The sequence below is a fragment of the Actinoplanes sp. NPDC026623 genome (assembly GCF_040638275.1).
Taxonomy (GTDB): domain Bacteria; phylum Actinomycetota; class Actinomycetes; order Mycobacteriales; family Micromonosporaceae; genus Actinoplanes.
This window is the reverse complement of the sequence record NZ_JBEZXZ010000148.1, coordinates 1-22217: the sequence shown is the minus strand read 5'-3', so window position 1 is coordinate 22217 and position 22217 is coordinate 1. Positions and strand designations below refer to the sequence as shown.

The 22217-nt window shown below is 72.2% G+C and carries 24 protein-coding genes; 13 read left to right on the top strand and 11 right to left on the bottom strand.

Features of this window, described 5'->3' with window-relative positions; all coding sequences use genetic code 11:
* Positions 1-58 precede the first annotated feature (58 nt).
* Positions 59-403 (bottom strand): hypothetical protein, encoded by a 345-nt coding sequence (locus tag AB0F10_RS32440; protein ID WP_360633705.1) that lies wholly within the window; start codon positions 401-403, stop codon positions 59-61.
* A 102-nt stretch (positions 404-505) separates the two neighbouring features.
* Here AB0F10_RS32440 and AB0F10_RS32435 point away from each other — a divergent pair, with 102 nt between their 5' ends.
* The 5 genes from AB0F10_RS32435 to AB0F10_RS32415 all read left to right on the top strand — a co-directional run bounded on the left by AB0F10_RS32435 (position 506) and on the right by AB0F10_RS32415 (position 4417).
* Positions 506-835, top strand: a complete 330-nt coding sequence (locus AB0F10_RS32435) for a PadR family transcriptional regulator (protein ID WP_360633702.1) — start codon at positions 506-508, stop codon at positions 833-835.
* Positions 836-847: 12 nt separating this feature from the next.
* A complete protein-coding gene (locus tag AB0F10_RS32430) occupies positions 848-1708 on the top strand; it encodes a pentapeptide repeat-containing protein (protein WP_360633699.1) in 861 nt (286 codons plus the stop codon).
* Positions 1709-1724: 16 nt separating this feature from the next.
* Positions 1725-2498 carry an ATP-binding cassette domain-containing protein gene (locus AB0F10_RS32425; protein ID WP_360633696.1) on the top strand — a complete coding sequence of 258 codons (774 nt, stop codon included), beginning with the start codon at positions 1725-1727 and terminating at the stop codon, positions 2496-2498.
* Positions 2495-3256: an ABC transporter permease gene (locus tag AB0F10_RS32420; RefSeq protein ID WP_360633693.1), complete on the top strand. Its 762-nt coding sequence runs from the start codon at positions 2495-2497 to the stop codon at positions 3254-3256. The genes AB0F10_RS32425 and AB0F10_RS32420 overlap by 4 nt, the downstream gene beginning before the upstream one ends.
* Positions 3257-3415: 159 nt before the next feature.
* On the top strand, positions 3416-4417 hold the full coding sequence (locus AB0F10_RS32415) for an NAD(P)H-dependent glycerol-3-phosphate dehydrogenase (RefSeq protein ID WP_360633690.1): 1002 nt from the start codon (positions 3416-3418) through the stop codon (positions 4415-4417).
* On the opposite strand, the gene AB0F10_RS32410 is transcribed toward AB0F10_RS32415, so the two are convergent.
* From AB0F10_RS32410 to AB0F10_RS32400, 3 genes are read right to left on the bottom strand one after another with little or no spacing between them, the layout of a single operon-like run.
* Positions 4363-5391 (bottom strand): D-alanine--D-alanine ligase family protein, encoded by a 1029-nt coding sequence (locus tag AB0F10_RS32410; protein WP_360633687.1) that lies wholly within the window; start codon positions 5389-5391, stop codon positions 4363-4365. The genes AB0F10_RS32415 and AB0F10_RS32410 overlap by 55 nt on opposite strands.
* Complete coding sequence (gene alr, locus AB0F10_RS32405) at positions 5388-6428, bottom strand: alanine racemase (RefSeq protein WP_360633714.1); 1041 nt, start codon at positions 6426-6428, stop codon at positions 5388-5390. Before alr ends, AB0F10_RS32410 begins: the two co-directional genes overlap by 4 nt.
* Positions 6429-6466: 38 nt before the next feature.
* Complete coding sequence (locus tag AB0F10_RS32400) at positions 6467-7312, bottom strand: trypsin-like serine protease (RefSeq protein ID WP_360633684.1); 846 nt, start codon at positions 7310-7312, stop codon at positions 6467-6469.
* 182 nt (positions 7313-7494) lie between these two features.
* On the opposite strand from AB0F10_RS32400, the gene AB0F10_RS32395 reads away from it, so the two are divergent.
* A complete protein-coding gene (locus AB0F10_RS32395; RefSeq protein WP_360633711.1) occupies positions 7495-8154 on the top strand; it encodes a response regulator transcription factor in 660 nt (219 codons plus the stop codon).
* The gene (locus AB0F10_RS32390) at positions 8151-9233 is read left to right on the top strand and encodes an ATP-binding protein (RefSeq protein ID WP_360633681.1); all 1083 of its coding nucleotides are present in this window, start codon (positions 8151-8153) and stop codon (positions 9231-9233) included. Before AB0F10_RS32395 ends, AB0F10_RS32390 begins: the two co-directional genes overlap by 4 nt.
* On the opposite strand, the gene AB0F10_RS32385 is transcribed toward AB0F10_RS32390, so the two are convergent.
* Both AB0F10_RS32385 and AB0F10_RS32380 read right to left on the bottom strand, forming a co-directional pair.
* Positions 9234-9872 carry a response regulator transcription factor gene (locus AB0F10_RS32385; RefSeq protein ID WP_360633678.1) on the bottom strand — a complete coding sequence of 213 codons (639 nt, stop codon included), beginning with the start codon at positions 9870-9872 and terminating at the stop codon, positions 9234-9236.
* Positions 9869-11026, bottom strand: a complete 1158-nt coding sequence (locus AB0F10_RS32380; protein WP_360633675.1) for a sensor histidine kinase — start codon at positions 11024-11026, stop codon at positions 9869-9871. Before AB0F10_RS32380 ends, AB0F10_RS32385 begins: the two co-directional genes overlap by 4 nt.
* 135 nt (positions 11027-11161) lie before the next feature.
* Here AB0F10_RS32380 and AB0F10_RS32375 point away from each other — a divergent pair, with 135 nt between their 5' ends.
* The 5 genes from AB0F10_RS32375 to AB0F10_RS32355 all read left to right on the top strand — a co-directional run bounded on the left by AB0F10_RS32375 (position 11162) and on the right by AB0F10_RS32355 (position 16418).
* Positions 11162-11578, top strand: a complete 417-nt coding sequence (locus AB0F10_RS32375) for a hypothetical protein (RefSeq protein ID WP_360633672.1) — start codon at positions 11162-11164, stop codon at positions 11576-11578.
* A 20-nt stretch (positions 11579-11598) separates the two neighbouring features.
* Positions 11599-14310: an AAA family ATPase gene (locus tag AB0F10_RS32370; RefSeq protein WP_360633669.1), complete on the top strand. Its 2712-nt coding sequence runs from the start codon at positions 11599-11601 to the stop codon at positions 14308-14310.
* A 54-nt stretch (positions 14311-14364) separates the two neighbouring features.
* Positions 14365-15147, top strand: coding sequence for a BTAD domain-containing putative transcriptional regulator (locus tag AB0F10_RS32365; RefSeq protein WP_360633666.1), 783 nt, complete (start codon positions 14365-14367; stop codon positions 15145-15147).
* A 161-nt stretch (positions 15148-15308) separates the two neighbouring features.
* The gene (locus tag AB0F10_RS32360) at positions 15309-15740 is read left to right on the top strand and encodes an SRPBCC family protein (RefSeq protein ID WP_360633663.1); all 432 of its coding nucleotides are present in this window, start codon (positions 15309-15311) and stop codon (positions 15738-15740) included.
* Positions 15741-15842: 102 nt separating this feature from the next.
* Entirely contained in the window at positions 15843-16418 is a 576-nt protein-coding gene (locus tag AB0F10_RS32355) for a hypothetical protein (protein WP_360633660.1), read from the top strand.
* A 64-nt stretch (positions 16419-16482) separates the two neighbouring features.
* Here AB0F10_RS32355 and AB0F10_RS32350 read toward each other — a convergent pair whose 3' ends face one another.
* The 5 genes from AB0F10_RS32350 to AB0F10_RS32330 all read right to left on the bottom strand — a co-directional run bounded on the left by AB0F10_RS32350 (position 16483) and on the right by AB0F10_RS32330 (position 21667).
* A complete protein-coding gene (locus AB0F10_RS32350) occupies positions 16483-17388 on the bottom strand; it encodes a hypothetical protein (protein ID WP_360633657.1) in 906 nt (301 codons plus the stop codon).
* A gap of 83 nt (positions 17389-17471) precedes the next feature.
* Positions 17472-18668, bottom strand: a complete 1197-nt coding sequence (locus AB0F10_RS32345) for a hypothetical protein (RefSeq protein WP_360633654.1) — start codon at positions 18666-18668, stop codon at positions 17472-17474.
* 175 nt (positions 18669-18843) lie between these two features.
* The gene (locus AB0F10_RS32340) at positions 18844-19632 is read right to left on the bottom strand and encodes an oxidoreductase (RefSeq protein ID WP_360633651.1); all 789 of its coding nucleotides are present in this window, start codon (positions 19630-19632) and stop codon (positions 18844-18846) included.
* 1 nt (position 19633) lies between these two features.
* Entirely contained in the window at positions 19634-20431 is a 798-nt protein-coding gene (locus AB0F10_RS32335) for an alpha/beta fold hydrolase (protein ID WP_360633648.1), read from the bottom strand.
* A 456-nt stretch (positions 20432-20887) separates the two neighbouring features.
* Entirely contained in the window at positions 20888-21667 is a 780-nt protein-coding gene (locus tag AB0F10_RS32330) for an SAM-dependent methyltransferase (RefSeq protein WP_360633708.1), read from the bottom strand.
* A gap of 111 nt (positions 21668-21778) precedes the next feature.
* Between AB0F10_RS32330 and AB0F10_RS32325 the strand changes: the two genes are divergently transcribed.
* Positions 21779-22183, top strand: a complete 405-nt coding sequence (locus AB0F10_RS32325) for a hypothetical protein (protein WP_360633645.1) — start codon at positions 21779-21781, stop codon at positions 22181-22183.
* Positions 22184-22217 lie beyond the last annotated feature (34 nt).

Below are 22217 nucleotides of genomic sequence, written 5' to 3'. Positions count from 1 at the left end.
GGCTGAGCCGGCGGCGGCGCGGCGGCCTCGCCCGCCGCGCCGCCGGTGCGGTGCGGGATCAGCCCGTCCGGCAGGTGACCGCCGGCCAGGTCCGGTTGCCGTTGGCCATGATGGTCACGCCGAAGCCGAAGCCGAAGCCGAAGCCGAAGCCGAAGCCGTTGCCGTTGCCGTTGCCGTTGCCGTTCGGCCCGGCGGTGACGGTTCCGCTCGTGCCGCTGACCGCGGCATTCCGGCTGTTCTGCAGGGTCCGGCCGCCGTTGAGGCCGAGGCCGACGACCCAGTTGCCGCTGACCGCGACGTCGAGATTGAACCGAGGAGGCTCGGCCGCATGCGGCCGAGCCTCCTCGGCGTGCTGGGGATGTCGTTCATGTGCGCGCGGTCGCCGGTCATCTCGATGCGCCATTCGACGGATAGAGGACAGCCCTCCCGGTCAACTTACTAGGAGCTACCCACTACCTTGACAGTCACAGTAGTGCGAGATACCTTGTAATCCAGGAGGTGAGGCATGGGCACCAGCAAGGTGACATCCGATCTTCTGCGGGGAAACACCGACACGATGATCTTGCGGCTGCTGGCGGAATCGGACCGCTACGGCTACGAGATCGTCAAGCTGATCGGCGAGCGCTCGCAGGGCGAATACGAGCTCAAGGAAGCCACGATGTATTCCAGCGTCCGGCGCCTGGAGGCGGACGGCGACATCGCCTGGTATTGGGGCGACGAATCGCAGGGTGGCCGGCGCAAATACTTCCGGATCACCGAAAAGGGCAGGGAGACCTACGCCCGCAACAAGACCAATTGGGAGTACGCGAAGCGCGTGCTCGACATTCTGCTGTAAGGGGAGACTTCCATGAGCGACAAGCTGAACGAGTATGTGGACGGGGTCTTCGCGCCCTACGAGGGCACCCGGAGCGTCAGCGAGCTGAAGGCCGACCTGCTGGCGGACCTGCAGGAGCGGTTCCGGGAGCTGCGCGCCGAGGGCAAGGACGACGCGGCCGCCTTCGAGCTGACCATCGACAGCATCGGCGACATCGAGGAGACCGTCCAGGAGGTGTCCAACCTGTCCCGGGTCCTCGAGCGGCAGGTGGTGACCCGATTCGACGCGAGCGACCTACGCGGAGCCGACTTCGCCGGCGTCTCGGCGCGGGAGGGGCGGTTCGGGGCGAGCGCGCTGCGGGGCTCCGACTTCGCCGGCGCCGACCTCACCGGCAGCAGGTTCAAGAGCAGCGACATGACGGAGACGAACTTCGACGGCGCCAACCTGACCGACGCGGTCATGACGACGGCCGAGATGAAGGATTCGACCTTCCGCCGGGCGCGCCTCGTGCGCACCGACTTCAGCAAGTCCGGGCTGCACGGGGTCCGGTTCGCCGACGCCGCGCTCACCGACGTCGCATTCCGCCAGACGGACCTGCGGCGCACCGTCTTCGAGCGCTGCACGTTCACCGGCGTGGACTTCACCTACTCCGATCTGCGCGGCCTCAGCTTCGACGGGGAGAGCTTCACCGGTGTGAAGTTCGACCAGGCGGCGCTCGAGGGACTCTCCCTGCGGGGCGCGATCCTGCGGGACTGCTCATTCCGCGGTGGCTGGAGCAAGAAGTACTACAGGTCCCTTCGCACCGTGAATTTCGACGGCGCGCGCATGGACAAGCTGACCTTCGCCGCGCTCAAGGGCTTCGGTGTCGAACCATCCAACGTCACCGTCGAATAGGAAGATGTCACCCCCCATGCAAACACCACCCCCCGCCATTCAGGTCAGCGGACTGCACAAATCCTATGGCAAGCTGCAGGTCCTCAAGGGCGTCGACTTCGCCGTCGCCGGCGGCAGCATCTTCGCCCTCCTCGGCTCCAACGGCGCGGGCAAGACCACCGTCGTGCGCATCCTGACCACCCTGCTCAAGCCGGACGCCGGCACGGCGAGCGTCAACGGGTTCGACGTGGTCGCCCAGCCCGGCAGGGTCCGGGAATCGATCAGCCTGACCGGGCAGTTCGCCGCGGTCGACGAGATCCTCACCGGCCGGGAAAACCTCATCATGGTCGCTCGCCTGCGGCAGGTGAAGAACCCCGGCCAGGTCGCGGACGACCTGCTCCAGCGCTTCGGCCTCGCCGACTCGGGCGGCCGCCGGGTGGGTGCCTACTCCGGCGGGATGCGGCGCCGCCTCGACATCGCCATGAGTCTCATCGGCCGGCCGCCGGTCATCTTCCTCGACGAGCCGACGACGGGACTCGATCCGGAGGCCCGCCTCGAGGTGTGGAAGGAGATCCAGAGTCTGGCGCACAGCGGGACGACGGTCCTGCTGACCACCCAATACCTGGAGGAGGCCGAGAAGCTGGCCGACCGCATCGCCATCCTCCACGAGGGCACCATCATGGTCTCCGGCACCCTGGCCGAGCTGAGAATGCTGCTGCCTCCCGCGAAGGCTGAGCTCGTGGAACGCCAGCCCACCCTGGAAGAGGTCTTCTTGTCGATCATCGGGAACAAGGCGGAGGCGCGGTCATGAGCACACATGTCCTCAGCAACACCAACGTGATGCTCGGGCGTTCCATCCGGCACGTCACCCGCAGCATGGACACCATCATCACCGTCACCATCATGCCGATCGCCTTCATGCTGCTGTTCCGCTACGTGTTCGGCGGCGCCATCCAGACCGGCACCGGCAATTACACCAACTACCTGATGCCCGGCATCCTGCTCATCGCCATCGCCAGCGGCATCTCCTACACCGGCTTCCGGCTGTTCAACGACATGCAGAGCGGCATCTTCGAACGGTTCCACTCCATGCCGATCGCGCGCTCGTCGGTCCTGTGGGGACACGTGCTGACCTCGATGGTGTCCAACACCATCTCCGTCGCCGTCATCATCGGAGTCGGGCTGATCATGGGCTTCCGCACCTCGGCGGGGGTGCTGTCCTGGCTCGCCGTCGCCGGCATCCTCGCCCTGTTCACCCTCTCGCTGACGTGGGTGGCGATGATCGCCGGGCTGGCCGCGTCCTCGACCGACGGGGCGACCGCCTTCTCCTACCCGCTCATCTTCCTGCCCTTCATCAGCTCGGCGTTCGTGCCCACCGAGTCGATGCCGGGGCCGGTGCGGGCCTTCGCGGAGAACCAGCCGGTCACCGCGATCATCGACAGCATCAGGGCCCTCTTCGACCAGCAGCCGGTCGGCACCGGCATCTGGACCGCCCTCGCCTGGTGCGCCGGCATCCTCGTCGTCGCGTACGCCTTCGCCATGCGGGTCTACCACCGCAAGATCGCCTGACCCGCCGTGCCGGTGGCTCGGCGGTCGCCAACCGACCCTGAGCCGGCCCCGGCCGCACTCTGACACGCCGCGTGTCGACGGTGTCTACAAGGTGTCGCTGTCGCCGTATCCTCAACTCGCGCCCCGGGCCGGGGGAGGCGCGCCGAAGAGAGGGTCACCATGCGGATCACTGTGCTGGGTGCTGGTTCGTGGGGGACCACCGTCGCGTCCGTCCTCACCCGCCGGGATCACGAATCGCTGATCTGGGCGCGCAGCCCGGCCACGGCGGACGAGATCAATGCCAAGCACAGCAACGATCGATACCTCGAGGGCTTCCCGCTCCCGGACCGGCTGCGCGCCACCGCCGACCTCGCCGAGGCGGCCGCCCACGCGGAGTTGCTCGTCGTCGGCGTGCCGACGGGAGCGTTCCGGGACACCCTCGAGCGGGTACGGCCGGACCTGCACCCGTGGATCCCCGTGGTGAGCCTCAGCAAGGGCCTCGAGCGCGACTCGTTGCTGCGGATGACCGAGGTGATCAAGGAGGCGCTGCCGGGGCATCCGGCCGCCGCGCTCACCGGCCCCAACCTGGCCAAGGAGATCATGGCGGGCATGGCGGCGGCCACGGTGATAGCCACGGAGGATCTCACCGTCGCCACGGAGATCCAGCGGGTGTTCCGGCGGGGCCTGCTGCGCGTCTACACCAACCACGACGTGATCGGCTGCGAGGTCGGCGGGGCGCTGAAGAACGTCGTCGCGATCGCCACCGGCATCGCACAGGGCCTGGGCGTCGGCGACAACACCCGGGCCGGGGTGATCTCCCGCGGGCTGGCCGAGCTGACCACGCTGGCGGTCGCGATGGGCGGCGAGCCGCGCACCCTCGCCGGGCTGGCCGGGATGGGCGACCTGGTGGCGACGTGCATCAGTCCGCACAGCCGCAACCGGCACGTCGGCGAGCAACTCGGCCGCGGGCGGAGCCTCGAGGACATCCTCGCCGAGATGGGTCAGGTCGCCGAGGGGGTCAAGACGGTGCACGCGGCGGTGCGGCTGGCCGACCGCCACGGGCTGTCCATGCCCATCACCCGCACGATCCACCGCGTAGTCACCGGCGACATCACCGCCGAGCGGGCCTACGACGGACTGCTGCGCGCCCATCCGGCCGGGCACGAGTCCGAACCCGGGTGATCGAGGACCCGGTCGCCGAGCGTGCGGGCGCCGGCGATCAGGATGTCCAGCAGGGCCGGGAACGGGACGCCGGCGTGGCGCCAGATCCGCGGGAACTGGGATTCGGCTGTCATGCCGGGCAGGGTGTTCACCTCGTTGACAACCGGCTCGCCGCCGGGGTCGGGCAGGAAGAAGTCGACCCGTAGCAGCCCCCGGCAATCCAGGGCGTGGAACGCCCGAACGGCCCGCTCCTGCACGCGGCGGGTGGTGGCCGCGTCCAGCGGCGCCGGGATGTGGAAGGCGGCGCCCGCGTCGTACTTGGCGTCGAAGTCGAAGAACGGGCCCCGGGTCACGGTGATCTCCAGCGGCGGGCCGGCCTCGACGCTGCCGTCGGGGCGCTGCAGGATCGCCACGTCGATCTCGCGGCCGGGTACCGCCTTCTCGACGAGGACCTTGCGGTCGAAGCGGGCGGCGAGGGCGAGCGCGGCCGCCAGGTCCGGCCAGTGGCCGACCTTGGTGACGCCCAGACTGGAGCCGGCGCGGGCGGGCTTGACGAAGACCGGCAGGCCCAGCCGTGCGCGGTCGTCCGCGGCAAGCGCGGCGCCCTCCTGAAGGACCACGCCGTCGGTGACGCGCAGGCCGTCGGCGGCCAGCAGCCGCTTCGTCACCGCCTTGTCCATGCCGGCGGCGCTGGAGAAGACGCCGCTTCCCACGTACGGGACGCCGAGCCACTCGAGCATCGACTGCAGCCGGCCGTCCTCGCCGTACGGGCCGTGCAGCGCGGGGAACGCCACGTCCTGGTCGCGGATCGCGCGCAGGGCCTCCGCCAGCGGCACCGGGACGCCGTCCACCCGCCACCCGCCGTCGCGCTCGATGAGGACGTCGGTGACCCGGTACGCGCCGGGGTCGAGGTGGGTCCGGATGCTCGCCGCCGACCTGCGGGAGACGTCGTGCTCGCCGCTCCGCCCGCCGTAGATCAAAGCCAGTCGGGTCACAGGTAGCTCCTTTTCACGCGGTTGCCGATGCCGGTCAGCACCTCGTGCGGGTTCGTGCCGGCCCACCGCGCCCAGTCGGCGGCGGTGGGTGTCGCCTGGTCGCCGGGGCCGAAGACCACGACGGGATCGCCGATCTCCACCGGCAGGTCGCCGGCGTCGATCACGCACTGGTCCATGGCGATGCGGCCGACGATCGGGCGGCGCCGGCCGGCCAGCTCGACGTGGGCGCGGCCCTGCGCCGCGCGGGGCAGGCCGTCGGCGAAGCCGAGGGGCAGCAGCGCGAGCGTGGTCGCCCCGGCCGTCACGTGGTCGGGGCCGTAGGAGACGCCGGCGCCCGCGGGCACCCGCTTGACGTTGACGATCCGGGAGCGCAGCGTCATCGCGGGGCGCAGGCCGGTAGCGCCGAAACCGTACAGGGCCAGGCCGATCCGGCACAGGTCGAGGCGGCTGCGCGGCGCGGTGAGCGCGGCCGCCGAGTTCGCCAGGTGGGTCAGGACCGGGCGCAGGCCCGCGGCCCGCGCGGCGCGCAGCGCCTCCTCGAACGCGGTCACCTGCCCGGCCGTGCTCGCGTCGCCGACCGGGTCGGTGTCGGCGAGGTGGGACCACACCCCGCGTACGCGAAGGGCCTGCTCCTGCTCGTGCTTGTGCGCCCACGCGACCAGTTCGGGCCAGTCGCCGGCGACGGCGCCGTTGCGGGACAGGCCGGTGTCGGCCTTGAGCTGGACCTGCGCCGGAACGCCGAGCCGCCGGCCGGCGGCGGCCACCGCGTGCAGGTGCGGCACGGTCGAGACGCCGATGTCGACGCGGGCCGCGATGAGCCGGCCGAAGTCCTCGTCGGGCGGGTGCAGCCAGCTGAGGATCGGCGCGGCGAGGCCGGCGTCGCGCAGCGACAGCGCCTCGGCGGCGGAGGTCACGCCCAGCCAGGTGGCGCCGGCGGCGATCGCGGCGCGGGCGACCGGCGCGGCGCCGTGGCCGAAGCCGTCGGCCTTCACCACCGCCATCAGCGGCGTGCGTGCGGCGGCCGCGACCGTGCGCACGTTCGCCGCGACGGCGCCGAGGTCGACGATCGCGGCGGTCACGAGCGGTGCCGGGCGTGACGCTGCCGGCGCAGCACCGCGTACGCCGCCGGCGGGGCCACGAGCAGCAGGACGAGCAGGCCGCCCAGGGTGGCGGACAGGCCGTCGAGCGGATCCGACCGGCCGTTCACGGTGGCGGTGATCCAGCCGCGGAGGGTGTCGGTACGGGCGCCGAGGTCCGCGCCCGGGTGCGGGCAGCCGGGGCCGGTGCTGACCACCGCGACCAGTTCGGGACCGCCGGAGCGTTCCCGGAAGTACGGGCCGCCGGAGTCGTGCCGGCACGCGCTGGTGTCCCTGCGCGGCGCCCGCCCGGAGAACTCCGTCAGCGTCTCGCCGACCGCGCCGACGGTGAACGACCCGGTCTGCAGCCGGCCGGCGTTCTCCTCGCCGGTGCGCTCGGTCCGGCCGTACCCGGTCAGCCGCACCCGCTCGCCGGGCCTCGGCGCCGCGGTGGCGATCCGCAGCGGCTCGACGTCGGCGACCGGGTCGGCGAGCCTGGCCAGCGCCACGTCGGCGCCGTCCGCCTGGTGGACCTCGACGACCTCGATCTCGTGCCCGCCGCCGCCGTCCAGGTCGGTGCGGCCGACCGTCGCGGTGGTCCGGCGGGCCACCGTGCGGCTCACGTGCGTGCCGTCCTCGTCCCGGAAGCAGTGCCCGGCGGTGATCACCCAGGCGGGCGCGACGAGGGCGCCGGAGCACGAGCTGTCCCGGGTGCCGCCACCCGCCGCCGGCAGGCCGGTCATGGCGAGGCGGACCGAGAACGGGTAGTCGCCGTCGGGCACGTCCTCGCCGTACGCGATCGCGGACGCCGGCCCGGCGCCCCACGTGATCGCGAGCGCGGACACCGCCGGCAGCAGCAGACAGTAAGTCAGAAAACGGCGCAAAATACTACCCACCCCGTACGTCAGGAAAGCGGAGATGCCATCCTGCGAATCCCGGCGTAGGCGGAGCGTCAGCGACGTCCTTATGAAACTTTTACTACTGTCGTGCGAGCCTGGCGGCGATCATGGATCGGGGGAACGAGGCAGTGCGGGTGCTGATCGCCGACGACGAGCGGATGCTGGCCGACACGGTCGCCGAGGGCCTGCGCCGGTTCGCCATGGCCGTCGACGTGGTCTACGACGGCGACAGCGCGCTGGAACGCCTCGGCGTCAACCGGTACGACGTGGCCGTGCTCGACCGGGACATGCCCGGTCGCAGCGGCGACGAGGTGTGCCGGTGGATCGCCGGCGCGGACGTCGACACCCGGGTGCTGCTGCTGACCGCGGCGGCCGGCATCCGCGACCGGGTCGAGGGCCTCGGGCTCGGCGCCGACGACTACCTGACCAAGCCGTTCGCGTTCGCCGAACTGGTCGCCCGGCTGCAGGCCCTGTCCCGGCGCACCACCCCGGCCCTGCCGCCGGTGCTGGAGCAGGACGGGATCGTCCTCGACGTCACCCGGCACACGGTCAACCGCGACGGGCGGCTGCTGTCGCTGTCGCCGAAGGAGTTCGCCGTCCTGCACGTGCTGCTGCGGGCCGGGCGCCGGGTGGTCAGCGCCGAGGATCTGCTGGAACAGGCCTGGGACGAGAACACCGACCCGTTCACCAACACGGTACGCACGACCGTGATGACGCTGCGGCGCAAGCTGGGCGAGCCGCCGGTGCTGCACACCGTTCCGCGTACCGGGTACCGGCTCGGCTCATGACGAAGCGTTCCCCCGCCCGCCGGATCCTCGCGCTCTGCGCGGCCGTCCTGATCGTCGCCCAGTTCGCGGACCGGGCCGGGGACCTGCTGCAAGAGGTGTGGGGCGGGTTCCCGCTGGGCTGGTGCCGGCCCCCGGTCGGCCGGGCGCCGGAGCCGGACGCCTCGTTCATCTGCCGGCAGGTGTTCCAGCGCCCGACGCTGGTGTCGGGGTCGATCAGGCTGGTCGTCCTGGCCGGCCTGCTCGCCGCCTGCTACCCGCTGGTGCGCTGGTGCCTGCGCCCGCTCCTGGACCTGATCCCGGTGATCGCGAACGTCGGCCCGCAGAACCTGGGCCACCGCCTGCGTCCCGGCGGCGGCCGCGACGAACTGTCCGCGCTGGGCCGCACCATCGACGACATGATGGACCGGATCAGCGTCGGCTACGAGGCGCAGCGCCGGTTCGCCGCCGACGCCTCGCACGAGCTGCGGACCCCCCTCGCGGTGCAGCGGACGCTGATCGAGGTCAGCATGGCCCGCACCCTCAGCGCCGACCAGATGACGCTGGTCACCGCCCAGCTGCTGGAGACCAACGAGCGCAACGAACGCCTGATCGAGGGCCTGCTGGTGCTGAGCGAGAGCGACCGGGGTCTGCTCTCCCGGGCGCCGCTGCGGCTGGACTCGATCGTCGCGGAGGTGCTCGACGCGCACCGGGCGCGGGCCGCCGAGGCCGGCGTGACGATCACCGGCAACCTGAAGCCCCGGGTGGTGGCCGGCGAACAGGTGCTGCTGGAGCGGCTCGTCACCAACCTGGTGCAGAACGCGCTGAAATACAACCGCGAGGGCGGCACGATCGAGGTGACCGTCGGCGACGACCCGGCCCTGGTCGTGGTGAACACCGGCGACGACATCCCCGCGGACGAGGTGTCCGCGCTGTTCGAACCGTTCCGCCGGCGCGCCAGGGCGCGCATCGACCACAGCGGCGGCGCGGGGCTGGGGCTCGCGATCGCCCGGTCGATCACCCGGGCACACGACGGCATCATCGCCGCGTCCTCCACCGGCCGCGACGGCCTGCGGGTCCAGGTCTCGTTCCCGCCGGCCTGATCACCCGTCCAGGCCGTGCCGGAAGGCGTACGCGACGGCCTGCGCCCGGTCCCGGGCGCCGATCTTCGCGAACAGGTGGTTGACGTGGCTCTTCACCGTCCCCTCGCTGACCACCAGCCGAGACGCGATCTCGGCGTTGGACAAGCCGCCCGCCATCAGGGACAGCACCTCGGCCTCGCGCGGGGTGAGGCCGTCGCGGAACCTCGGCCGCGGCGCCGGCTCACCGGCGATGGCGTCGATCAGATGCCGCTGCACGGCCGGGTCGATGACGGCGTGGTCGTCAAGGACCTGCCGCAGCGCCTCGTGGATCTGGGCGCCGCCGGCATCCTTGGTCAGGTAGCCGCGGGCGCCGGCCCGCAACGCCTCCAGCACCGACCGGTCGTCCGAGTACGTGGTCAGCACGACCACCCTGACCTCGGGCGCCTCGGTGCGCAGGCGGCGGGTGGCCTCGACCCCGTCGCAGCGCGGCATCCGCAGGTCCATGAGCACGACATCCGGCCGTACGGCCCGGGCCAGGGTGACCGCCTCGGCGCCGTCGGCGGCCGCGCCGACCACCTCGACGCCGTTCATCAGGCCGAGCACCATGCTCAGCCCCTCGCGGACCACCCGCTGGTCGTCGGCGATGAGCACCCGGATCACGCCGGCACCGCCAGCTCGACCCGGAACCCGTGGCCGGTCGCGCCCGCGCTGAGGGTGCCGCCGAGCAACTCGGCCCGTTCCCGCATCCCGGTCAGCCCGTAGCCGTCCGTCCCGTCGGGGACCACGGGCGGCCGGTCGGCGAAGTCCTCGACGGTCAGCCGGGTGGCCGCCGGCTCGTAGGCGAGCCGCAGCGAGACCCGCGTCGGCGACGCGTGCCGGATCACGTTGGTCAGCGCCTCCTGCGCCACCCGGTAGACGGCCAGCCGCGCATCCGATCCCAGCGGGTGCGGCTCCCCGGACACCGCGAAGTCGCACGGCACGGCCTGGTCGCGGGCGAACTGCTCGGCCAGCGCCGCCAGCCGGTCCGGCCCGGGCAGCTCGTCGTCGCGCAGCATGCCGATGGCTCGGCGTGCCTCCTCCAGGCCGCTGCGGGCCAGGTGGTGGGCGCGGTCGACGGCGACCGGCAGGCGCGGGTCGGCCGGATCCGCGGCGACCAGCATCCGGGCGCCCTCCAGCTGCAGCAGCAGCCCCGACAGCGAATGGGCGAGCACGTCGTGCATCTCCCGCGCCAGCCGCTGCCGCTCGGCCAGCCCGGCCGTCTCGGCCAGCGCCGCCTGGCCGGCCTCCAGCTCGGCTAGCAGCCGCTTGGTCTCGCGCTGCGCCCCGGCCAGCCGGAACGCCAGATACAACAGGCCGAACAGGACGGCGAACCCGGCGAGCACGGCCAGGAAGCCGAAGCCCTGCGCGGTGATCGAGGCCACCATCTCGAGCACCACGAACGCCGCGATCAACGCCGGCACGGCCACCCGTACGGGCATCAGCCCGGTCGCGGCGCACAGCACCGCGACCAGCACCGCCACCGAGCCCGGGCCGCCCGGCTGCACCGCCACCATCGTCACGGAGCTGACAAGCATCGCCGCGACGGAGACCACGTGCGCCGGCCGGACCTCCCCCTCGGCGGTCGCGTTGCGGCCGAACACCCCGGCCACGAACGCGGCGGTGGCCAGCACGACGATCAGCGGCCTCCCGCTCAGCCCGAATCCGGGCTCGGCGGTGGCCGCGCCCCACAGGAACCAGGCCAGCATCAGCGGTGCCAGCAACCGCATCCACCGGACTACCCGGAGACGGGTGAGCGCGGGCTCCTCGTTCTGCACCCCTCGACCCTAGAGGGACGCCGCGGCGGCGGCATCGTCCCGCGGGTGCGGAGGCTTCTGCACCCACGGGTGGAGGCGCCGGTTCGGCCCGCGCGCCGATGCGACACCCCCGCGCCGGGACGCAGGCTGAGCGGCATGAAAAACGACCACCTGCACACCGTCGTCAAGCTGCTGGCCGCCTTCCTGGTGATCAGCCTGTCCACCGTCGTCGCCGTGGTGCTGATGCGGCACAACCCGGCCCTCGTCACCCCGGCCGTCTGGATCCGCACGCCGCTGGTCGCGACCAGCGCGGCGGTGCTCCTGCTGCTCGCCCGCCGCGCGGCCGCCGGTCACCGCGGCTCGTTGCGGCGGCTGCGCGTCCTCTCGATGGTGGTGCTGGCCGCCATCGTCGGGGTCGTCGCCTGGCCGGGCGCGTTCCCGGTCTGGCTCCGCGTCGAGCAGGCCGTGTGCGGCGTGTTCATGCTCAGCGTCGTGGTACGCACCAACCTCCGTACCGTCCGGTCGTCCCAGCAGGACGCAAGGGGCCCTATGCTCGGCGCCAGGCGGCCCTAGATGGATGGTGACGTTCCGGCATGGCAGGTGAGACGCTCTACGGCCGCGGCGTGGAGCTGCAACGCGTGGACGGCTTCGTGCGCGGCGTGCGCAAGCGGGGCGGCGCGCTGGTGCTGCGCGGCGAGGCCGGCATCGGCAAGTCGCGGCTGCTGCAGGAGGGTCGCAGGATCGCCGCCGGGGAGGGGATCCTGATCCTGTCGACCGCGGGCGTCGAGGCGGAGTCCCGAATGCCGTTCGCGGGCCTGCACAAGCTCCTGCGGCCCGTCCTCGGGCGCGCGGAGGCGCTGCCGGCACCGCAGCGGGACGCGATGCTGGGTGCCTTCGGCATGGTCGGCGCGGCCGCGCCGGACCTGTTCCTCATCGCGCTCGCTGCCCTCAACATGGTGGGCGACACCACCACCGACGGCGCCGCCATGCTGATCGTCGAGGACGCGCACTGGCTGGACTCGGCCACCGCGGACATCCTCGGGTTCGTCGCGCGCAGGCTGGAGGCGGATCCGGTGGTGCTGCTGGCCGCGGTGCGCGACGGCTTCCCCGCCTCCTTCGGCGCCGACCTGCCGGAGCTGCGCCTGGAACGCCTCGACGAGGCCGCGGCGGCGGCCGTCCTCGACGCCCGCGCGGCCGGCCTCCGGCCCGGGACACGCCGGCGCCTGCTGCAGGAGGCCGCGGGCAACCCGCTGGCACTGGTCGAACTGTCGATCGGCGCCGGGACCGTCGCACCGCAGCCGCGGCTGACCGACCGATTGGAGACCGCGTTCGCGGCCCGTGCCGCCACGCTGCCGGCGGTCACCCAGACGATGCTGCTGGTCGCCGCGATCAACGAGGGCGACGGGCTGTCCGAGACACTGAGCGCTGCTGCCTTGGTGACCGGTGGTGCCGCGACCACCGACGACCTGGCACCCGCCGTGGCCGCCGCCCTGATCGAAGTGGACGACGACCGGGTCCGGTTCCGGCATCCGCTGATGCGCTCCGCGATTCACCAGCGCGCCGGCATCGGCCGGCGTCTCGCGGTGCACGCCGCGCTGGCCAGGATGTTCGCGGACCAGCCGAGCCGCGGCATCTGGCATCGGGCGGCGTCCTGCCAGGGGCCGGACGAGGAGGTGGCGGCCGACCTGGAACGGGCGGCCACGCTGGCGCGCGGCCAGGGCGCCATGATGTCGGCGCTGTCGGCCCTCGAACGGGCCGCCCGGCTCACCGCCGACCCAGGCCGCCGGGTGGCGCGACTGCTCCGGGCGGCGGAGACCGCGGTCGAGCTCGGCCGGCACGACGTCGTGAGCCGGCTGGTGGATGAGGCGTCGGCGCTGGAGTTGTCGGCGCGGCAGCGGGCCCAGCTGCTGTGGATCGGGGCGAGCTTCGGAGGCGGCCTGCGCGACGAACACCGCCGGCCCGCGGCGGTGTCCGCCGTCGCCGAACAGGTGGCGGCGGACGGGCACGTCGACGTCGCGCTGCGGCTGCTGAACGGCGCCGCGTTGCGCTCCTTCTGGACCGGCAGTGACGCGCGGGGCGGTCACGGCATCGTCGAGGTCGCCGAGGCGTTGCCGATCGGCCGGGACGACCCGGATCTCGTCGCGATCCTCGCGTTCGCGGCACCGATCGAACGCGGCGCCGTCGTCATCGACGGCCTTCGGCGCAGCGCCGCCCGGGCCGGGGGAGACGTGGAGGCGCTCCGGCTGGTGGGCAGCGCGGCGGTCATCGTCGGCGCCTTCGACCTGGCCGGAACCTGCTGCGCCGGGGCGCTGGCCGGCCTGCGGGCCCAGGGCAGGCTCGGTCTGCTGGCCAGGGCGCTGGGCGCGCAGGCCTGGAGCGCCGCACACCTCGCCGACCTCAACGTGGGCATTCCCGCGGCCGAGGAGTGCACGCGGCTGGCCCGGGAGACCTCGCAGCCGCTGTTCGTCGGCATCGGCCAGGCCACGGCGGCGGTGCTGGCCGCGCTGCGTGGCGACGAGGCCGGCACGCAGGAGCTGGCCGCAGCCGCGGACCAGTCCGCCATGTCCGGCGGGGTGCGCCCGGTGCTGGCCACCGCCCAGCTCGCCCGCGGGCTCCTGGCGCTCGGCACCGGGCGTTACGCCAGCGCGTACGAGCACCTCCTGCGCATGCACCAGCCGTACGACTCGTCGTTCCACCCCGCGTTGCGGTGTTTCGCCCTCGCCGAACTCGCCGACGCCGCCGTGCACAGCGGGCACCGCGAGGACGTCACTGAGGTGATGGCCGAGATGGAGCTGTTGGGACGCAGGACGCCGTCCCCGGCGCTGCACGGCGGTCTCCGGCACGCCCGGGCGGTCCTGGCCGGTGACGACGAGGCGGAACCGCTGTTCGAGGCCGCGCTCCGGGTCGACGCCGGGCGCTGGCCGTTCACCCGCGCCCGCGCCCAGCTGGCGTACGGACAGTGGCTGCGCCGGCAGCGGCGCGTCGCCGACTCCCGCGCGCCGCTGCGCGCCGCCCGGGACACGTTCGACACCCTCGGCACCATTCCGTGGGGCGAGCAGGCCCGTCAGGAGCTGCGGGCCGCGGGCGAGACCAGCCGGCGGCAGACCGTCGAGGCCCGGGACCGGCTCACCGCACAGGAGCTTCAGATAGCCCAGATGGCCGCCGAAGGGCTGACCAACCGGCAGATCGGCGAGCGGCTGTACCTGTCGCACCGCACCGTCAGCTCGCACCTGCACCGGATCTTCCCCAAGCTGGAGATCACCTCGCGGTCGGAGCTGGGCGCGATCCTGGGCCGGGCCGGCTGATGACCGTCATGTGACGCTCGCGGCGGCGCCGCCCGGCCTCCTACCGTGCGGGTCATGACCGACATGTGGTTCACGGTGCTGGGTCCGGTCCGGTTCTGGCGGGCCGGCACCGAGGTCGATCTCGGCGCTCCGCAGCAGCGGACGCTGCTCGCCCTGCTGCTGGTCCGGGCGGGGCACCCGGTCAGCCTGGCCGAGATCGTCGACGTGCTGTGGGGCGGCGAGCCGCCGCGGTCCGCGGTCAACACGGTGCATCGCAGCATCGGAATGCTGCGCCGCGCCCTGGAGCCGGGGCTGCGCGCCCGCGACACGGGCCGATGGCTGCTCCGGGCCGCCGGGGGATACCGGCTCGACCTGGATGCCAACTCGCTGGATCTGCTGCGGTTCCGGCTGCTGCTGGCCCGCGCCCGGGCCGCGGCCGACGGGCCGCTGGCCGTGCGCACCTTCGCGCAGGCACTCGAGCTGTGGCAGGGTCCCGTGGCGAGCACCGTTGCCCCGGAGGTTCGCGGCCATCCCGTGTTCACCGCCGTGGATCGCCTGTACGAGGCCGCCGCGCGCGAGGCCGCCGATGCCGCCCTCGCCGTGGGCGAACCGGGCGCGCTGATGCGGGCCGTCGAGCAGGCCGCCGGCCAGGCCTTCCTGGACGAGTCGCTGCAGGCCCGGCTGATCCTCATGCTCGCCGCGACCGGCCGGCAGGCCGCCGCCCTGGGCCGCTACGAGACGGTGCGGGCCCGGCTGACCGAGGAGCTCGGCATCGACCCGGGAACCGAGCTGGCCGGGGCCCGGGACCGGGTGCTGCGGCTCGTCCGCCCCGCCTGCCGGTGCCTGGCCGATCGCTGAGGCCCGCGCACCATCGTCGGTCCCGGTAGCGGCCGAGCCGGATACCTGCGATGGCGTGACGCCGACGCCCGCCCGGGGCCAGGCCCACGAGGCACACCCCCTCGTGAGGAACTCGGTACGCTCCCCGAGTCCGAAATGACTCCACGCCGGGAAACGGGGCGATGATGGCGACAGTCCGCGTCGAGGCGGTCATCGGCGTGCCCGCCCAGCGTGTCTGGGAGGCGATCGCCGACGTCGGCGCGGTGCACCGGCGGCTGCTGCCCGGGCGCGTCGCGGACGCCCGGATGGAGGACGACGTGCGGATCCTGACGATGCCGGACGGATCGGAGATCCGCGAGCTCATCGTCTCCGTCGACCACGGTGACCGGCGACTGGCGTACGCGGTCATCCGGGGCCAGAAGCTGCCGCTCACCTACCACCACGCGACCTTCCAGGTGTTCGGCGAGGCCGAGGGGAGCCGTCTCGTCTGGTTGACCGATGTCCTCCCGCACGCCATGGCCGCTTCCGTGCGGGCCCGGACCGAACGAGGCATCCTCGAGATCAAGAACGTGATCGAGTCCGCAGAGGCGGATGAGGCACCCGCGGAGACGTGATGCGGTGACCGCCGTACGCCCCTGGCTGTTGTTGCTCGGATCCTGCATCATCAGTGACAGGCGTTGACCGGCCAACCTCCAATTCGTGCCGCGGGAGGAAAGTTGACTGATGATCGCCCGACCGACAAAGACGCGATCCTGGCCGAGTTCAACGCACTTCGCGCAGAGGTCATTGCGCGGCAAAATAGCCAGCAGGCGCTGCTTTCGATACAACTGACTGCGGCGGGTGCGCTGTTCAGCTTGGCACTGTCGGGGGCTGGGCGGGCGGCGGTTCTGCTCATCCTTCCGTTGGTGACCTACATGCTGGCCGGGCGCCATGTCTCTCACAGCTACGCCTGCCTCAGCATCGGAACATACATTCGTACGGAGCTGAGCGGCAGAGTTCCCGGTGGGCTTGGATGGGAAGCCTGGCTCCGAGCGCATCGCTCCGCCCAGCGGCGATACCAGGTCCTCAATCCACTCTTCATTTCTTTCCCCGGGATCAGCTTCCTGGCGCTCTTGGGATCACTACCGTATTTGACCAGCCAGAAGGCATCGACCACTGGCGTCATACTGTGGTTCGGCTGGCTTTCCGGTGTGGGCCTTGCGGCGATGTCCGCGCGCCTGGTCTGGCATATCCGTACTGATTCATTCTTATGGATCGGGCCGGTGCCCGGGAATGGGGATCCAGCATCCTGACATGACCAACCGGTCGGCCGTGAATGGTCACGTGACGGGCACAGGGCCGCCGGAATGGGCCTGATCAGTTGCCGGACGGCGGTGCGCCGGCGCCGGCGCCGGCGCCGGCGCCGTCGTTGTCGCGGCGGAGGCGGCCGAGTTCCTCGGCGTTCTGGTCGAGAAGCACGAGCGTCGCCCCGTCGAAGCCGGCCCGCCGCGCCGCCGACAGCCAGCCGCCGACCGGCACGTTGTCGCAGCCGATGAGGGTGCTGATCCCGGACGTGGCCAACAGCGTGCCAGCCGGTCCGGCGACCCAGCCGCCCTCGGACCCGTTGCACCCGTCCGAGGCCGACCAGCGGCCATCGGCGCGGATCTTCAGGTACGGCCGCTCGAAGGCCTTCGATCCGCCACCGGCCGGTACCCATCGGCCGGGCAGGTCCCGCCGGGCGGCCGGTGTCAGGCGCGCGGGGAGCGCGGCCGGTGTGCCGAACGAGCGGCGAACCTCGTCGGTCACCTCGAACAACTCCGGGTCGGGCGGCGGCAAGCCGGCGGCAACCAGGCGGGCGACGGATTCGCCGTGTGCGTCGACAAGCATCGCGCCGCGGCCGCCGAGCCGGTATCCGGCGGCCCTGTCCAGCCAGGCGACGCGGCTCCTCGGGTCGCATCCGTCCGTGCCGCCGCTGATGCCGGCGACGAACAGGCCCTGAGAATCTGCGCGCCACGAAGCCAGCAACTCGCCGCAGCTTCGGTAGATCGTGAGGTCTCCCGGTGCCAGGCCCACCACCGTGCCGGCCTCGGCGCCGATGCCGGTCAGCTTCCACATGCCGACCAGGGCGACCGGATCCAACGGCCCGGAACGGGGACGAAACGGAGGCGGCGCGGCGGATTCCGCGGACCCGGACGCTCCGCAGCCCACCAATGCGAGCATTGCCGCCAGCGCGAGCGTCGTCCGCCAGCCCTCACGCTTGCCGGCGCTGCTCCACTTCTGCACGCGTCGACAATAACGACCCGTGCCTCCTGCACCATCGTCCGTTGGCTCAGCCCGGACGGCTCAGTGGCCGGCGGCCGGTCGGGTCAGGCGGGATCATCAGGTGCCTGGAAATTTGTATTGATCGCGGCCCGCAGGCGCAGCCAGATGGGGTCGGCGTCCTCGGCCGTGGTCACCGTCTCCAGGTCGCCGGCGCTCCACGCACGCTGTCCGTCGTGACGGATCAGGCTCGTCTCCAGGTCGGCGCCGTCGGGCAACTCGGCGGTCGCGGCGAGAAACTCCTCGGCCCGTGCCCGCGCGGCCGCCGCGGTGACCTGCCGGGTGTCGCGACCCGCGTTCCCCGGTACGTCGATCACCGCAAGCTGCCCGGACCGGTCGGCGACCACCAACCGGCCGGTCGACGTGACCGCCAGCGCGCTGATCGGCGCGGCGGCGACGTCGTGCTCGGATACCCGCCCCTCCTCGACGTCGAGCTCGAGGATTGCTCCGCGGGAGGTGCCCACCAGCAGGACCCCGGTGCGCGGCGCGAAGGCGACGGTGTGGCGGGACCACCGGGCCTGTTCCTCGAGCCATGCGGGCGGATACGGGTAGCCGGGGTAGGGCTCGCCGAGGCTCGTGTGCAACACCTTGCGCATCGTCGGGAACTCGAACACGTCGAGGGTCTCGACATACGCGTTGCCCCGGACGGCCAGGTAACGGCCGTCGTCGGAGAAGACCGGAAGCTCGTAGCAGTCCGCGTCGAGGACGATCGCGTCCCGCAGCACCCGCATGGTCGCGGGAACGCCCCCGCCCGGACGGGCGAAGAGCAGGTCGGTCCTCGCCTGATCGCTGGACAGCGTCACGACCACGCCCCCGCCGGGATGCTCGGCGACCCCGGTGTCCCAGTGCGGCCCGACCAGCAACGCGCCGGTGTCCAGGTCCAGCGCGTCCGAGTACTGCCACGCCTCATCGTCGTCGAGCGTTGAGGCCGGCGAGGCCCACAGCGTCCGCCCGTCCGGGCTGAACGCGACCTCCTGACAGCGGGCGTTCGAAGGCGCCCCCGCCACGACTGAGGCCGCGCCGCCCGGGGTCCAGCGCCGCAGCCCCGCCGGCCCCGCCACCACCAGACTGGGCTCGTGCGGATGCCACGTCAGCGAGGGAACCAGCCCATCCCGCTTCCACTCGTCGGGCGGATAGGCGGCAGCATCGCCGTCGATGACGCCGACCTCCTGAAGGCCGCCCGGCCCGGCCTCCCACACGTGGACCGCGGGCCGAGCCGAATCCAGCCCGGCAACCAGCGGCAACCGGCCATGACACACGACCCGCTCCACGAAAGCGAAAGCGCCGTCCCCACCAGCCATGCCGCGAAACCCTACGCGAACTCGAGCGGGCCCAGTTACGGCCGCAAACCGGCGAGGTGCGTCCCCGACCGTCAAAGCGCAACCGGATAGCCAACGGACCGAACAGAATGAGCCAAATTCACAGCGTGCTGACAAGCCCCCCATCCACAGCGAAATCAGTACCGGTGATGTTGGCGGTGCGAGAGCTCGCGAGCAAGAGGACGAGATCGGCAACCTCCTGAGGCGAGGTGAACCGCCCCAGCACCGACTCACCGGCCGCGTGCTCGGCGACGGATCCGGCAACACCACCCAGCTCACGGGCGATGGTCTGAGCCACCCCGCCGGCACCGAGCCATAGCCCGGTACTCACCGGCCCAGGGCTGACCGTGTTGACCCGGACACCGCGCCCCCCAACCTCCTTGGACAGCGACTTGCAGAAGCTGGCCAGCGCCGCCTTGGCCGCGCTGTAGTCGATGACCAGCGGATCGGGCAGCACCGCATTGACCGAGCCGACGGTGACGATGCTGCCCGCCCCCCGCTGCAGCAGGTGCGGCAGCGCGGCGCGGGTGGTCCGGACGGCGGCGAGAAAGTTGATCGTCAGCGTGGACGCCCATTGCTCGTCGGTGACGGCCAGAAACCCCGCGGTACGCGGCTGCACCGCCCCGACGTTGTTGACCAGGATGTCCAGGCCGCCGAACGCCGACTGGGCGGCCGCGACGAGCCTGGCTGGACCGTCCGGATCGGTGAGGTCCACCGCGATGAACCGGACGTCCGCCTGCCTGGTCAGCTCGGACAGTTCCGCGCCGGCCGTTCGTGCGCCGGCGATCACCCGCACGCCCTCGCCGGCCAAGGCCCTGGTGACGGCGAGGCCGATGCCCTTGCTGGCGCCGGTGACGATCGCAGTCTTGCCGGACAGGTGCAGATCCATGTCAGAGCGAGTTGCGCTGCAGCCAGGACAGGCTGAACTCGGCTACCTCACGCCAGCCGCTGTCGATGGTGAGGGAGTGCGCCCGGTCCGGGAACTTGTGGATGTCCGTGACGGCGTGGGAGTGGCGGTACTGCTTCAAGGTTGACCGGGTCACCGCCTCCGGCACGGTGTGGTCCTGACCGCCGGTCACCAGCAGGAGCGGTCCGCGCATCTCGTTGCCGGTGTCCACCTTCGCGGGGGAGTGCGGGTCGAAGTTGGCCGCGGCCGCCTCGAAGAGTGGCCGGCCCGGTGCCGGAATCGACCAGCGGTCGAAGAGTTCCTGCGATTCCTGCTCCGTGACGGCGTTGCCGAACGCATAGCGGAACTGTGCCGCCGTCAGCGATACCGCCCGGTGCTTGTTGGCCGGATTCCGGAACACCGGCAGCGTCGAGCGCAGCGCCGACAGCGGGAGCGGCAGCACCCCCTTGATCTGCGCGGCGTCGATCGCGACGGCCGCGGCCGCCAGGTCCTGGCCCAGGAGTTTCTGCGCGATCATGCCGCCGAACGAGTGCCCGATCACGATCGGCTTGACCGGCAGCTCGGCGATGAGCTTCGCGTAGTGCGTGGTGACGTCGTCGATGCCGTAGTCCGCGATCTTCTCGGGCTGCCGGCGGGCCTCCTCGACGGTGTCGGGTTCTCCGGGCCACCCGAGTGCGGACGGTTCGTAGCCGGCTTCCCGGAACAGCTCGTTCCAGGGTTCCCAGGAGGTGGCGTGCAGCCACAGTCCGTGGATGAAGATGACAGGGTTCACAGTGGCCATGATCGCCTCTCAGCACGTTTCGAAAGCCCACGGAGGCCTACCGTATGGCGCCCATTGTGGGCAGACAGTTGACGAAAACTTGGCGCGTGCATCAGCGTAGATCAAGATCACATTTCTCCTATAGGACTAGTGGAATAACGGGCGCTTGCCGTTGACCACCGACCACCTTCCGGAGCCTGTGATGTCTCAGCCGACACCCTCCGACCCGCAGCTGCCGGGCGAGCTGCCGGCGAACGCCAAGGCCGCGACCCCCAACGACGCCATCAATCAGGCGCGCGGCCTGGCGGAAGCGCATTTTCCAGCACGGCGACATCGCCACGAAGAAGGTCGATGTGGTGACGCTGGACGCCTCGCCGACCGCGGGCGCGCTGCAGGGCGGGTCCGTGGTCGCGACGATCTTTCGCCGGCAGCGCGCTCGCCCGCCGGGCGCGGCGGCGGTGACCCTGAGATCCGGTGTTACCGGAGGCGGCCCACCGCGCCGTAGATGGCCACGTCGGCCGGGGTCGGGCGGTCGATGCGGTCCGGCCGCCAGTCGCTCACCGCGGCGATGCCGGGCGGCACCAGGTCGAGACCGGTGAAGAAGCGGGCGAACTCGGCGCGGGTGCGGGCCCGGGCGTCGGTGCGGCCGGACGCCAGCAACTCGTTGTGCTTTGCCACCTGCGCGGGGGGCGCGTAGTCGAGCGTCAGGTTGCTGGCCACCAGGTAGCTGCCCGCCGGGAGGGCGTCCAGCAGCCGGCGCACCACGGCCGCCGCCTGGTCGTCGTCGTGGAAGAAGTGCAGCACGGCCACCAGCAGGAGGGCGACCGGCTGGTTCAGGTCCACGACCGCGTGGCGCTCGGGGTGGTCGAGGATCGAGGCGGGGTCGCGCAGGTCGGCCTCGACGTAGCCGGTCCGGCCGGCCGGCGTGCCGACGGTCAGGGCCCGGGAGTGGGTCATGACGATCGGGTCGTTGTCCACGTAGAGCACCCGTGAGTCGGGGGCGATCCGCTGCGCGATCTCGTGCGTGTTGTCCGGCACCGGCAGGCCGGTGCCGATGTCCAGGAACTGCCGGATGCCGGACTCGGCCAGGAACCGCACCGTGCGCCGGAGGAAGCCGCGGTTCTCCAGCGCGGCCGTGCGCGCGGTGGGGAAGGCCTTGGCCAGCAGGTCGCCCGACTCCCGGTCGGCGGCGAAGTGGTCCTTGCCGCCGAGCCAGTAGTTGTATCGCCGGGCGGGGTGTGCCACCGAGGTGTCTATGCGATCCACGGTGGCAGCCTAATCCGTCGTGGACCTTGGCGACGCGGCGGCGATGGTCGTAGTTTCCTGGGACCTACCGCGGCGGGCATTCCGTACGGGGGTGACGACGCGGTGATCCCGGACCTCGCCGTCGGCCCCGGCGCCGCCACGGTGCCCAACGCCCAGCATGCCGTGCGCCAGGGCAAGCTGCTGGCGAAGAACATCGTCGCCTCGCTGCGCGGCTGCCGGATCCGGCAGTACGTGCACCACAGCCTCGGCACGGTCGCCACGCTCGGCCTCGGCCGGGGCGTCTTCCAGTACCGCGGCCTCGTCATCACGGGGCTGCCGGCCTGGCTGATGCACCGGGGCTACCACGTCCTGGCCGTGCCGACCTGGGAGCGCAAGGTCCGGGTGCTGGCGGTCTGGCTGACCGCCGCGGTGTTCGGCCGGGACATCGTCTCGCTGGCCTCGGTGCAGGACCCGCGCCGTGAGTTCCGCACCGGCGGCGAGCCGGCCGTGCAACGCGAGCATGCGTGACCGGCCGCGCGGGCCCGGCCCCGCGGTGCGCCGG